The 14,707-nt window shown below is 40.9% G+C and carries 4 protein-coding genes and 1 pseudogene; 1 reads left to right on the forward strand and 4 read right to left on the reverse strand.

What is annotated here, in order from left to right; genetic code table 11:
* Nucleotides 1-4 precede the first annotated feature (4 nt).
* From fabD to NSU18_RS12260, 4 genes are all read right to left on the reverse strand, one after another.
* The gene (gene fabD, locus NSU18_RS12245) at nucleotides 5-1,255 is read right to left on the reverse strand and encodes an ACP S-malonyltransferase (protein WP_341149138.1); all 1,251 of its coding nucleotides are present in this window, start codon (nucleotides 1,253-1,255) and stop codon (nucleotides 5-7) included.
* A 77-nt stretch (nucleotides 1,256-1,332) separates the two neighbouring features.
* Nucleotides 1,333-10,695 (reverse strand): non-ribosomal peptide synthetase, encoded by a 9,363-nt coding sequence (locus NSU18_RS12250; protein ID WP_341149139.1) that lies wholly within the window; start codon nucleotides 10,693-10,695, stop codon nucleotides 1,333-1,335.
* A 14-nt stretch (nucleotides 10,696-10,709) separates the two neighbouring features.
* Entirely contained in the window at nucleotides 10,710-12,380 is a 1,671-nt protein-coding gene (locus NSU18_RS12255) for a PhpK family radical SAM P-methyltransferase (protein WP_341149140.1), read from the reverse strand.
* A gap of 595 nt (nucleotides 12,381-12,975) precedes the next feature.
* Nucleotides 12,976-14,037 (reverse strand): hypothetical protein, encoded by a 1,062-nt coding sequence (locus tag NSU18_RS12260; RefSeq protein WP_341149141.1) that lies wholly within the window; start codon nucleotides 14,035-14,037, stop codon nucleotides 12,976-12,978.
* Between the two features lie 285 nt (nucleotides 14,038-14,322).
* Between NSU18_RS12260 and NSU18_RS12265 the strand changes: the two are divergent.
* Nucleotides 14,323-14,600: pseudogene (locus NSU18_RS12265) on the forward strand (transposase); the annotation flags it as partial.
* Nucleotides 14,601-14,707 lie beyond the last annotated feature (107 nt).

Consider the following 14,707-nt stretch of genomic DNA (forward strand, 5'->3'; position numbering starts at 1 on the left):
TTGGTTATGCAAAAAGTTTAAAATTTGGAAATAACCCTTCAAGCCCAGTCTCGTTAAAAATCTGCTCAAATCTGTTTTTCTGTTCAGCCTGCGCAGTACCTTTAGTGGTGAAGACTAATTTCAGCATGTCTAAAGCTTGTTCCATCTGACTATGTGTTGGTGCTTTATGTTCCTTCTCTAAATCCTCAACGAGTTTTTGGATTCCCCGATAGGGTTCAATAACCCCTTTACGATATTCTTCATCATTCCAGTTGGTGTTTTTTGTACATACTGCAATGGCAAGGCATCTTGTCATCAATTTCAGTTTGTTGTCTTCATCGATCTTACGGGTCTGATTAAATCGCTCCATCTCTTCTTTGAAATCAAAGGCATATACGGAAGCAGTGGAAGAGATCGCCCGCACCATTTTTGCCAGTACATCCTTAGGCCCGACCTCTATAAATGCATCTACACCTTGTTGCAGCAAATATTGTATAGACGGCTTCCATGCGACAGGACTCTCAATCTGCTTGATCAAATAATCGATAATGCTGTCTTTTCCCGGATATGGGAGAGCCGTTACATTGGATATTACCGGGATGTTTAAATCATGGAACTGATATTGCAATAACTCTTCTCTATAAAGCTCTGCAACCTGCTTCATCAACGGACTATGGAAGGGTGCACTCACTCTAAGCGGAATCACCGTCGCACCATCCTTCGCTAACGCTTCACCAGCACGCTGAACTGCATCTTTATAACCCGAAATAACCAGCTGCTCTTGAGTATTATAATTAGAAATTACCGCATAGCTTTCCGGAGTCGATACGTCCTCACAAACTTCCTTAATTCTCTCTTCACTGACTCCTGTAATAGCTGCCATAGATCCTGTATCCAGAGGAACAGCTTCTTGCATCAACATTCCTCGTCTACGTACCATTTTCAAAGCATCTGCAAAGGCAATAGCCCCAGAACAGACTAATGCTGAGTATTCCCCTAAACTGTGACCTGCACAAAATCCAGGCTGCAGTCCTAACTCGCTGGCGTATACCCGGTTTGCAGCTACACTGGCTGTTAATATAGCCGGTTGTGTATGTTCGGTCTTCGTCAGTTCGGCTATATTTCCGTCAAAGCATAATTTTGAAATGTCATATCCAAGAACATCATTCGCTTCTTCAAAGACGGCAGCAGCTACCCGGGAATGCTCGCACAGCTCAGCCCCCATCCCAACATACTGAGATCCTTGTCCTGGAAAAATAAATGCAACACTCGTCATATTAATGCTCCTTTTCTATAGTTGGATATAAATAAAGAAGGAAACTCTTCCACGAAGAATTCCCTTCATACGGTGACTCACTGTGCCGATTGAATCATTTTCATTAAGCGATTGCCCATTTCCTTCATAAAGTCAGTCTGCAGCCGGCCAGCATTATATTCAAAAATGACATGACTGATTTCCGGACCGGCATCGGTCTTGAGTATAATGTCAAATGTCTCTGACAACTGGCCGCCAAAATGGCGATGTCCTAAATACAGCAAGCTTACTGCCTCATCTTGTTTGACATGTGTAAGCCTCATGGCTTCATTAAGGTTAAAGCCCGCAGGTTTGGGTAAAAGGACTGCTTGTTCGGAGATGGTTCCAAACAGATCGGCTACTGATTCAATGCTTGAAGGATTAATCGTCAGGGGTAGAACATCCCCGTTGTCATTCAATGCATAATGAATGGATATACTCCGGTCAGCAGAGTACTCTTGCAGCAGATACATGAACAGCCCCTGTAGAATATGGTCTTTACTCGTTCCATACCTGTTGGACAGTTCAGTAAGAATAGCATCTAAACCCGCCATTGCCATTTTAATTGAACCCGTACGCGCGTCCACATTACCGCCGGTCCTTCTAAAATCTGCATGAAGATTAACCATATGAAGTTCAATACGGCCCAAAGCTGTATCAGAACTCTCGATAGCCTCGGCCATCTCGCTTATAGAAGAATAGGTAAAAAAGTCCGCAATTTCAACTTTGTCAGGATACAGCTTCTCCACCATAGCATGTACTCTGACAACCTGAATGGAATTCCCACCCAATTCAAAGAAGTTGTCATTAATATCTATATAATCTAAACCCAATACAGATTTCCAAATATCGATTAATTGTTGTTCTGTCTGAGAATAGCTCACAGGCGCTGCTGGGTTGAGCTGTCTGTGAGAGAGAAGAGGCTCCGGCAACGCCGTGATGTCAATTTTTGCATTGGTGTTCAAGGGCATCTGCTCTAAATAAACGTAAACTCTCGGTATCATATAATGGGGCAAAATTGCAGCAAGATGCGCGGTGATTACAGGAACCGGTATTTCATGTGCAGCCTCATAATAACCTGCTAGATACGCGGATTCCGGAGCCTCCCCGATTATTCTTACAATACAATTCATGATTCCAGGCACTTCGCCGAGATTCTTCTGGATCTCTTCCAGCTCGATCCGGTACCCCCGCAATTTCACTTGGTTGTCTATCCTGCCCAGGTACTCGACTTCTCCTTCTGGCGTCCATTTGGCAAGATCGCCTGTTCTGTAGATTCTTTCTCCCTCCCGGTAAGGGTTCTGAATAAATTTCTCAGCGGTAAGCTCCGGCTGATTCCAGTAGCCTCTCGCAAGCCCGGCCCCTCCGATATAAAGCTCTCCTGCCACCCCAATAGGCTGCAGCCGTTGTTCTGAATCAAGAATATACATGGTCGTATTGGATATCGGTTTCCCCAAATTTATAGGAGCATCAGGTAATAGGTGTTTAATTGAACTGATAATCGTAGTTTCAGTAGGGCCGTACATATTATAGACTTGCAAATTTGGTATACGCCCTAGTGTCTGCATCAGACTCTCAGGGAAAGCTTCTCCTGCCAGCATGCATACTTTCAAGCTGCTCATCCATGATAAATCCCCACCTTCACCTGCAAGCATAATCATTCTGGAAGGGGTGGCACTTAGCATATCAATCCCTTGTTTTTCAATAATTTGGCGAATCCGCAAGGTATCTGCTTTATCGCTCTCAGTAGGCACCACGATCTTCATGCCTGTAATCAGAGGCAGCAGGGACTGCATAACAAACACGTCAAAGGATGCGCTCGTCAAGGCCAGAATACTCTTACCTTCACCAAATTTCGTAGCGCGAGCTATTTCTGTTAAGCAATTATTTACAGAACGATGCTCTATCGCTACTCCCTTGGGGTTACCCGTAGTACCGGAAGTATAAATAATATAAGCAAGGTCATTGGCCGTATTAATATGTTCCGGATTAGAAGACTCGGCCTTTCCACTAAGAATTTCGTCAATCTTCATCACTTCAAGCTGTTGGAGGTTCTCCGATGCTTGGGCACCTTCGTCCGACAGCACCAATCTGCTATTGCTGTTCTCCAGAATGTACATTAGCCGCTCTTTAGGATAATTACAATCCATTGGAAGGAAAGCCCCTCCGGCTTTGAGTATGCCCAGGATGGCAATAAACAGTTCCGGTGAAGACTTCATCATAACTCCCACCGTAATATCGGGACCCACTCCTTTGCTTCGCAGCACCGAAGCCACCTTATTGGCTTTATGATTCAAGTCCCTATAGGTTATCTCGTTATCCTCATATACCAGAGCAGTACGGTCAGGACAAATCCCCACCCTCTCTTCGAATAATGCCTGCAAAGTATACTCTTCTCTAAAAGGCAGCGCCGTTTCGTTGAACTTCTCCAATAGTTCTTTCTGTTCAGGAATCGATAGTATATTTATGCTATTGATCGTTTTGGAGGAATCACGGGTAATAGAATCCAGGATGTTGATATAATGATTTGCCATTCTTTGTATCGTTTGTTCTGTAAACAGCTTAGTACAGTATTCAAATGAAAGGACCATTTCCTCCTCTAGTTCAGTGGCACTGACTGAAATATCAAATTTGGATGTCTTGTTTGTCAATTCAACAGGCTGCGCTTCAAGCCCTCCGATGACCAACTTCGAGAAACTGATGTTATTCATCGAAAACATTGTGTCAAATACAGGATTCCGGCCCATATCTCTGGGAATTCCCAGTTCATCAATAAGCTTATCAAACGGATAGCTCTGATTCTCAATAACCCGCAAGCTGTTGTCCCTGACCTCACTCAAAAAGGAATTAAAGGTTTGTTCTCCCTGCAAAGGATTACGCATAACCACAGTGTTCACAAACATTCCCACTGAATGCTCCTCTTCTTTACGGGTTCTGCCTGCAACCGGGCTGCCAATCAAAATATCATTTTGAGCAGTGTATTTATACAGCAGCACATTGTAAGCAGCGAGCAGCAACATGAAGAGTGTAGAACCGGATGCCTGATTTACATGCTGCAATCTGCGGTACAAATCCTTTTCAACCGTTATTTCTATGAAATCCCCCTCATAGCTTTTCTTCACAGGACGTAAATAATCCGTTGGCAGATTCAATGCCGGCAAATTTCCTTTTAGACTGTTCATCCAGAAATTCTGTGCCTCCAGCATTGGCGGCAACTGTAAATTCGCGATCTGCCAAGCTGCAATATCCTTATATTGCAGGCTTAAGGGCTCAAGAGACTTGTCATTGTAAATCTCCATAAATTCCTTCAGCAGGATAACCATCGATAATCCATCTGCAGCAATATGATGCATATCAAATAACAAGTAGTGGGAAGATTCATTTGTTGAAACCACCGCACTTCTGAAAAGTGGCGCCTGCCCCAGATCAAATGGTCTGACCCATGTATTCAGAACAGAACTGATATCGCAATCGGCACAACTCATAAATTCCATCTCAGCATTTACCGCAGGAACAATTCTTTGCACTACCTCACCATTGAGTATTTCAAAACAGGTCCGCAGCGGTTCATGTCTCATAATTAATTGGCTGACGGCTTGCCCAATCTTCTCCTTGGAAATAATTCCTTCCACATAAAATACAGAGGTTAGATTATAGGCGGTACTATTGCTCTCCATCTTGTTCAAAATGTACATTCTTCTCTGGGCAAAAGAGGTATCGTAAGTTCCTCTTGCCTCTAGTGCCGGAATTTCCGCTGCACGATTTCCGGGAAGACTCCCAATACAGGCAGCCAGAGCTTTAAATACAGGAAATCTGAAGATATGGCTTACCTTCAATTGGACATTAAATTCCCGCTCTACCTGCAACACCATCTGTATAGCTTTTAATGAATGACCACCCTCTTCAAAGAAATGATCCTCTGTACTGACTTGATCTACTTCCAGGATCTGCTTCCAAATTGATGCCAATTTAATCTCTATGCCGGATTGTGGAGGCAAATTCGCCTTGACAGGTGCCGCCTCTTCCCTGCTCTTTAACTGTATTCGGTCTATTTTTCCGCTTGTCGTAAGCGGAAATTGATCAATAAACACGAATTTTGAAGGGATCATGTAATCAGGTACTGCTTCCTCCAGAAATCTCCGTAATTCGGAAACTGCAGTCACGGCTTTTGACGTTAGATATGCCAAGAGATAATTGGAGCCCTTTGAATCAGTTTTAGCAATTACAACCGCTTCTTTAATATCCGGATGCTTTAGCAGGACACTCTCTATCTCATCCGGTTCGACACGGAATCCCCTGATCTTAATCTGGAAGTCCTTCCGGCCGACAAACGCAAGATTGCCATCAGGGAGCCACTTCACCTGATCACCGGTTCTGTACATTCTTCTGCCTGCTATATAAGGATCTGAAGTAAACTTTACCGCGCTCAGTTCAGGCTTATTCATATACCCACGTGCAACATTGTCTCCTGCGACACACAGTTCACCCGCGATCCCAATAGGTTGAAGATTACCATAAGCGTCCAAGACATAAATATCGTTATTGGTTACAGGTTTGCCTATGGAAGGGACATCTGCAATGACATCACCGGGCTTCATAATAAGCTCAGTCACCACATGGGTTTCGGTAGGACCGTATTGATTGTGAAGATGGGTTCCATTTTCCTTAAGATACATTCTCAGCTGATCATTGATAACCAGCTGCTCACCGGCTGTAAGGATATGCCTTATATTGGACGGTATCTGCCGGGCCAGTTGTTCCTCACTAGTGATGAATTTCAAATAAGCGGTTGGAAAGATTGCCACTTCAACATTCACATCGGTTACATATCTGAATAAGCCCTCGACATCCCTCTTCATTTCTTCATGTATAACATGAAGTGTCCCTCCAGCCAACAAGGTCGAGAATATTTCATTAGGGGACATATCAAATGTTGTTGCGTTAAACAGCAGAACTGAAGCAGCGAAATTAACGCTCTCATATTCAAAGCAAATCAGATTCACCATATTTTTGTGCTCAAACATAATTCCCTTGGGCTTCCCTGTTGATCCGGATGTATAAATAACATACAGCAGATCGTTCGAGGTATTACATATTCCCAGGTTTCCCGCGTCTTCATGAACCAGCTCCGGTTCCAATTGTTCCAGGCTGAGCATCATTTCCGCAGGTACACCTGCTCCTTCTGAAGCTGCAGTCAGAATCCAGCTGATATTGGCGTCATTGATAATATAGGATAAACGTTCTGCAGGACAATTCACATCCAGAGGCAGATAGGCCGCACCCGCTTTCAATACTCCGAGGATTCCAATAATCAATGCAAATGAGCGTTCCAGCTTGACGCCAACTACACTGTCCGCACCAATTCCTCTATTCCTAAGCGCTCTTGCCAGCTTATTGCTTTGCTTGTTCAATTCATCATAAGTCAGTCTCTCTCCATAACAGATTATAGCAGTCTGATTAGGAGTTTTTGCGGCCTGCTCCTCGAACAGCTCATGTATCGTTTTATGCGTAGGATAAGGTTTGGAAGCCGGATTATAGTGACGGAGAATATACTTTTCTTCCTCCGGGGATATCAGCCGGATATCTTTTAGCTTTACATTTGTCCCCTCGATAATCCTTTGAATAATATTAATAAAATGTCCGATCATCGCTTCCATGGTCTGCTTCTTAAACAAGCGTGAACAGTAATGTAAATTGAATCTCAATGTGTCTCCAGCTTCAAAGCCCTCAAGGAAAATATCAAAATGAGCCGGACCATATCCCGGAGTATATGGCGTAAATGTCAAATTATCAATGATGAAGGGCTCATTCGCAGTATTATTTAGAATACTGTCCTTGCCGCTTGCATTTTGAATGACAAACATTGTGTCAAATAAAGGGTTCCTGCTAAGATCCCGTTCCAGTTGAATGGCATTGAGCAGCTCTTCAAATTGGTAATCTTCATTTTCAAATGCATTTAGGGCATTCTCTTTAACAACCGCCAGAAAATCTGTAAAGCTTTGCTCCATATCGAGATAATTACGTACAGCTACCGTATTCACAAACATTCCCACGATATGTTCAAGGTCAGGATGCTGACGCCCGGCTGAAGGCATCCCGACAATAATATCCTGCTGTCCTGAGTATTTGGATAAAAGTATATTATAAATAGCAAGCAGCAGCATATTTAAAGTAACGCCCGATTCGGAGGCTATTTTGCGCAATGGTATCATTACTGGATCGTTAAGCTCAAAGTGCAGCATGTCTCCTTCAAAGCTTTGCACAAAAGGGCGCGGATAATCAATTGGCAGCTGCAGCACCGGGATTTCACCTGAAAATTGCTCCATCCAGTATTGTTTTTGCCGGTCCATCCGTTCAGAATCATGACGGTTTTCATTCTTCCATACAGCATAGTCCTTATATTGAATTTTAATTTCAGGTAGGGGGTTACCTTTATATAACTCCATAAATTCTCTCACAATAATATCCATTGATGTACCGTCAGAGGTAATATGATGGGTATCAAATAAGAATAAATGCTTGTTATTCTCCATCCTCACCAATTTCAGCCGGCATAATGGCGCCTTCCCGAGGTCAAACGGTCTGATAAAAGAAGCGATCGCTTGCTGGCAATTGCCTGCTGCTGACTGCTCATATTCCATTTCAAACGGAACATGCTTTTGAATCACTTGCATAACTTCACCGTTTGCTATTGCATAGGTAGTCCGGAATGCTTCGTGCCGGTGAATCAGCTCTCCAAAAGCTTGTTCCATTTTGAGCACATCCACATTGCCTTCAATAATGAAGGTACATGGCCGATTGTACGCTGTCTCTGCGCCCTCAATTTGATGTATAAAATATAACCGTTTCTGGGCAGGAGATGCCGGATACTGCTCTCTTTCGGCTTGCTGTCTTATTTCAAAAAAATCACTTTTTCCTTTACTTTGAATATGCTGAGCTAATTCTTTTATGGTTGAAGTTGTAAATATTTCCGTCAAGGATAGCTCAAACTCAAATTCTTTATATATTCGTGCGATTAATTGGGTTGCTTTTAGGGAATGGCCCCCTAAATCAAAGAAATTATCGCTTCTTCCCACATAGTCCACGCCCAGCAAATTCTTCCATATCTCAGACAGCTTTTCTTCTGTTTCATTTTGGGGGCCTTCGGAGGCAGATTGCAGTTCTATGACCTCCGGTAAAGCGCGCTTATCCACTTTTCCGCTTGTTTTCAGAGGAATTTGGTCAATAGTCATATAATAAGTCGGCAGCATATAGGAGGGAAGGACCTCGTTCAATTTTTGTTTTACTTCGGATAGCGAATCTATAGTTTTATCTTTGAGTACAAGGTAGGCACAGATGTATTGGTCGCAAGCTTCTTTCTCCTTAACGATAACCACACATTGATTTACATTTCCATGCTTTACAATTTGTTTTTCAATCTCCGCTAATTCAATACGATTTCCCCTTAATTTAACCTGATCATCTTTGCGGCCCAGAAAACTAATTGTACCGTCAGGGAGCCACCTTGCCATATCCCCCGTCTTGTACATCTTTTCATATCCATTAAAAGGACTCGCTACAAATTTCTCATCCGTAAGCTCCGGATTGTTCAGGTATCCTCGGGTAATGCCTGCACCTGCTATGCATAATTCACCCTTCACACCAATGGGCTGAGGCTGATTGTTGTGGTTCACAATATAGATTTTGGTATTGGCTATTGGATTGCCCAAAACTACACTCTCGTTCAGGGAACATTGGCTTACGAGAGCATCGACAGTAGTTTCGGTAGGTCCATAGTGATTGTAGAGGCTATATCCTTGCTTTAAAATATCATTTTTCAAATCATTATCCAAAACCTCACCACCGCAAATCAGGACTTCCAGTGAAGGTATCTTCTCTTCTCCCATTAACAGCAAACGCAGTGTTGCAGGTGTAAAATTGACCAGATTGATATGATGTCTGCCAATGTAATCGGTTAATTTCTTCCTGTTCAGCTTCATCTCTTCATCTGCACAGTGAACAGTAGCACCGTGCAGCAAAGCTCCGAAAATTTGCTCCACACTGGGATCGAAATTGTAGCTGGTAAATTGGATAATATTCTTGTTTCTGGTCAAATCATAAGCATGGTGGAACCATGAAGTAATGTGAATAACATTGATATGTTGAACCATAACTCCTTTGGGATTGCCGGATGTACCGGATGTGAACATAATGTAAGCCAAATCATCCGGGCCGATCTTTAAATCCGGATTGCTGACAGATGGAGAATAGGTTTCCTCTTTATCCAGCAGCAGCCTTATTCCCTCATAGGAATTTGCTCTATCTTCAAAGCAAGTCAGGGTTACGAGCACATTGGCTTTGCTCTCCTCCAGCATATATAGAATACGCTCTTCAGGATATTTGGGGTCAATGGGAAGATAAGCGCCCCCTGCCTTTAATATCCCCAGCATTCCCACGACCATTTCAAGACGGGAATTGCTGAGAATACCTACAACATTATTGGAGGATACGCCCTTCGCAATAAGGGTGGCAGCCAAGCGGTTAGCCCGTTCATTCAACATCATGTAGGTTAGATATTCCCCGTTAGCAGCAACCGCATATTGATGAGGTGTTTTCTGAACTTGTTGTTCAAACAGAGAGCAGATAGTTTCATCTGCCGGGTAAACCAATGCCTCGCCATGAAAGCTAAGCAGAAGCTGTTCTTCCTCGGCAGTAAGAATAGAAACTTCTTCTAAAGTCAGATTAGGGTTGGCAAAAACCTGTGTCAGCACCAGGAGGTAGCGCTCCTGTAAGAGCTCGATCGTATTTCTTGTGTACAGCAACGGATTATACTTAATATGAATATAAAGAGCAGTTTCCGTTTTTTCAAAGGTGAACACCACTTGTTTGGGAGATGCATTGCTATTAGACGTATGTATATTGCTCATCACACACAACAAATCAAACGAATTACTGCACTCCTCCTGGCTCAGTCCCAAGCTCTCCAAGACTTTGCCAAGAGGATATTCCTGATTATCATATACACTTAATACATTTTTCCTTACATTCATTAGGAATTCTTTAAATGTCAGGTGTCCCTCCACAGATTCACACAACAACAATAGCTCGTTCTGGATATTCAAATGATCATTATGATTGTATACGGGAATTGCTATCGCTGATTTTTCATTGTCCGTATATTTTGAGGCAAGGATACAAACATTGCTTAACAAAAGAATAAACAAGGCGAGATCCGAATTTTTGCTGAGTTTAATCAACTTTTCTTTCAAATCATATGGAACATCCATACTTATGGTATCCGTAGAATATTCAGCAACATATTCATAATCTGTCAAAAGAATGGATTCATCCAAAGGCATATCGGCAAGTGCGGAGGTCCAATAGGATTTCTGTCTTTGAAATTTACTGCCGGATAAACGAACCTTATCTTCAAGCTGACTCATTTCTCTAATTCCTCCTAAAAATCAAATTCCACTTCTTGTTCCAATACATTCATTGCATTGTCTCTGGGCACGTAGCCCTCATTCTTATACATCATAAATTCCATTTCTGCAGCCAGATCCTCACTGACTTCCGGATATTCAGGATGCTCCAATTTTTCCTTTATGCCTTTGTTGAACAGCACCATAAACGTTTTCACTTGATCAATGTCCATCCCTCTGTGCAGCAAATTAAATATTGCTGAGAATTCAAAATTATATTGTGGTACCCAGACAGAGCTCTGATGTGTCATAAAGTACTCTTCTATGATGTTACATGCAGTTTGGGCGTCCATTGTATCATGTGACCATTTAAATTGAGACCCTTCTATACCGTACTGTTCTCTTTTGGCCCAGATTGGTGTAGTAGGGTCACAATACCAAAGTTGCGTCCGGAAAAAATCCGGTTTGTACCGGTCAATGAAGTCGAATGTTTCCTGCACCGTTTCTCGGGTTTCTCCTGGATACCCGATAATAAACGATGCATAGGTAATAATTCCGTACTCTTTTAATAGTTGAATCCCCTCTTTGTACTTCTCTATGGTTGCTGATTTATTCATATTTTTCAGGATCTGCTGGCTTCCGGATTCAATGCCCAGAAATACTCCTTCGCAACCGCTCTCCTTCATTAAAGCTACCGTTTCCCGGTCAGCGAACTGGCAGCGGTAATGTGAATTCCACTTGAAATCATATTTATTTTTAATCATCATTTTCAGCATTTCTTTAAATCTTGCCGGAGGCACATTAAGTGTGTCGTCAATGAAATTAATGCTCTTCACTTTCCCTAAGGCCTGCAAAGCATCTAATTCACGTTCCACACATTCAATTCCGACAGTCTGATATTTCCCCGCCTGCTTTGGAAAAGCGCAAAAATTACATGAAAAAGGACAGGATATGGAGGTTCTGAGAGACGCAAACGTTCCGATTCTGTCGCCAAATAACTGCCATTTCACCATGTTCTCATCCAGTTTGTTGTCCTCAGGATTAATTTGTGTTCGAATATAACGGCTCCCGTTCCGATAAAACAGATTATCGATATCATCATAACCGAGGCCATTTTTCATATTGTTTATTATCTTCTCCAATGCAGCTTCTCCTTGCGAACTGTTCACATAAAAATCTGCATCGACAGATTTTAAGAAGTACTGCAGGGAATCCCCATCCATTGTAGTTTTCATTTGAGAAGCAATAAACGGACCACCCAGCACGATTTTAACATCCGCATTATACTTTTTTATAAAGGATATAATTTCAAGCACCGGTTGAACAGATACATATAGGGTAGTGAGGATTGCAATGACCCTTATATTCCCTGCAAGCAGCTTTTGAGCAAGCTGCTCTTTTTCATCCTGATAAGCTACTACATAATCAAAGCTGTGGCCTCGCCGGTCCAGAAATGTCCCCAGGTAAGCAACAGCTGCATTAAAATAATTCCCTATTGAAAAACTGCCCATTTCATTATTTAAATGAGGATTTCCGTATACAAATTTATTGAATACATCTGATGCGGTATAATATTGGTTTTTATATTCCCAAAAATTGTAGTTCAAATCCCGGTAGGCCGGGAGAGCTTTTCCCATCGCCCCTACCATTTTCTCATATTCGGAGAACGAAAATTCATTGTGTCCTATCAATAGACAGTCTATCATTGTTATAAATCCTCCTCTAATATATGCAAATACAATTAAAATTCATCTCATGTTGTGATGAGGATGAATATTTAGATAACGCTTTCAAAAACAAACAGTCGAAATATTGCCCAGACTTAAAATAGAATAGTCCTCCAAGTTATACAAGGAGGACTATCGTAACTATGATATTCAATAATATGAGCAGGCTTCGCCAACGACGTATCTTGTTAGATTACATCCATAAAGTTACTATGTTCTCTGTGTCCTCTAATGTGCCGAAACAACAATTAGATTATTACAGATTCTTGTAGGATTCCTATTAGAAAATAAAAAAGAAATAATTTAACATAACGACCTATTATATAGAGTATATGTAAGTTGAAAAGCATGGGCTTTAAACCAACTATATATAATTATAGTCGTTTAATTACAAAAAAACAATATTTTTGTAAGATAAGCTAATCTTTTGACTCAATAAGTCATAAAAAAACATATACGGAACTTTTAGCCCTCATCGATCAGGGTGATTTCATTGCCTTACTTATCCGTTCCGATCGGATCGTGGAGGGATGTCTCTTTGCAAAACTCCTCGACAAGACAAATTAAATTGGTCTCAGTACCTACTGATGCCAACCCTCGTGTTAACGGATAATTTATTGACAAGATAAGTTACTGCTTTACTCTCCAATGACTCCATTTTATCTAAATTATTAATAATTTTATTTATTAGACTGTTTTCCTTTGTAATCAAAAATTTCAAATAAAGATTTCGATTAGTTAAGCTTATATTCTTTATGGTCAAATATTCATCTATAATATAATCATTAGCTTCTATTACACCTGCATTTGCTAAATACTTTAAACGTTCACACATCATTAGCTTATGATCAGAGATTACATGCAATGGCCTAATGTCATTGAATTCCATTTCATTATGCAATACTTTCGATAATGTTTGCTTCAATAGGCCGTAAGTTTTGATACCAAATATATACCGACCTTGTTGTATTGGTTCTAATTCATAATCCGCAATAATGACATTTTCGCCTTCTGCCGCTGTATTTAGAGAATATAGAAAGTTATTTAGTGAATTATACAAAAAATAATTATTAAATTTATAATTTGCGTCGTAGAATTCTAATTCATTACATGAGAATATTTCTAAATCTAATACACTTACTATTGCACTTTCAACACAGTTAAATGGTGTAGTTTCAAATGAATATTTGCCATCTTTGAAGAAATCTGCAACCAAAAACATCTCCTTTAACCGATCATAACCATAAATCAACATTTCATGTTCAGAATGGTACTCATTATAGTTTATTGAATTTGGAATATAATATTGATCATATTTTATAGTAACATAATGACCTGAATCAATTTTTGAAATAATAAATTCAACTATATCTGAATCAAAAAAAGCCTTGTCAAAATAATTTATTTTAAAATAAGGACACACTCTTCTAATTGACCAAGAGTGAAATCTTAACATTGAAAAATGATTATCATATGAAGGCTCTTCTCCCCATAAATTAACGAAATTATTAAATATCCACCCTTCCGTATATGAATAATTACTGAGTATTGCCAGCATGTGTGCATCGGACGTATAAGATGTAATGATTGGATACTTAACTTGTAATATAACTTTTTCTTTTTTTACATTACTCATAATATCCCCCATTTTCATAAAAAATCGTCCCGTAGTGTTGACCAACGGTTTTGCGAAATACAGCCCTCCCGCTCTTCAATGCTTGGAAACCGCTAGAATAAAAAGCATTTTATTCCCATATATTGCTACTTTTTGATTTTACATCTATTTAACAAGTAAATCAACTGCATTTAGCCTGAATTTCATCTGCCAATAAAGTCGTATCGGGCTGAGGAAGACCACCAGCCTTTGATTTTATTCTTTAATTTTATCGAAAAAAAGAGACATTCTGTTTATCGAATATAAAAAGGAAACCGAGAGGTGGTCGTTAGTCTGGAACGACTAAGATACCAACATCAGGCACGGGAACTGCTTCGAAGCGAGGAAGGGTATACCTTAGCCGTCCGCCGAATGATTGAGCCAAAAAGTGTGTTTGGGCAACTGAAAAATAACCGGGGATTCCGGCGTTTTCTGCTTCGAGGGCTGTACAAAGTGACACTTGAGGTCAGGGGCTTTCGCTCGCCCACAATGTGTTGAAGCAAGCCGCAGCGGACCAAAAACGCAAGGCAGCGATCCTCCAATAACAAGAGAATCGCTGCCTTTTTAACAACATTTAGAATCAAGATGAGCTGTTATCTTCGTAGTAAGTCTACTTATGAGTCAGCTCCACTGCTTAAAGAGAGATGTGATC

The sequence above is a fragment of the Paenibacillus sp. FSL H8-0048 genome (assembly GCF_038002825.1).
Taxonomy (GTDB): Bacteria; Bacillota; Bacilli; order Paenibacillales; family Paenibacillaceae; genus Paenibacillus_AQ.

Bases quoted from the DNA above. Each gene is read 5' to 3' on its own strand.
- fabD (WP_341149138.1), bottom strand. From the start codon at position 1,255: ATGACGAGTGTTGCATTTATTTTTCCAGGACAAGGATCTCAGTATGTT.
- NSU18_RS12250 (WP_341149139.1), bottom strand. From the start codon at position 10,695: ATGAGTCAGCTTGAAGATAAGGTTCGTTTATCCGGCAGTAAATTTCAA.
- NSU18_RS12255 (WP_341149140.1), bottom strand. From the start codon at position 12,380: ATGATAGACTGTCTATTGATAGGACACAATGAATTTTCGTTCTCCGAA.
- NSU18_RS12260 (WP_341149141.1), bottom strand. From the start codon at position 14,037: ATGAGTAATGTAAAAAAAGAAAAAGTTATATTACAAGTTAAGTATCCA.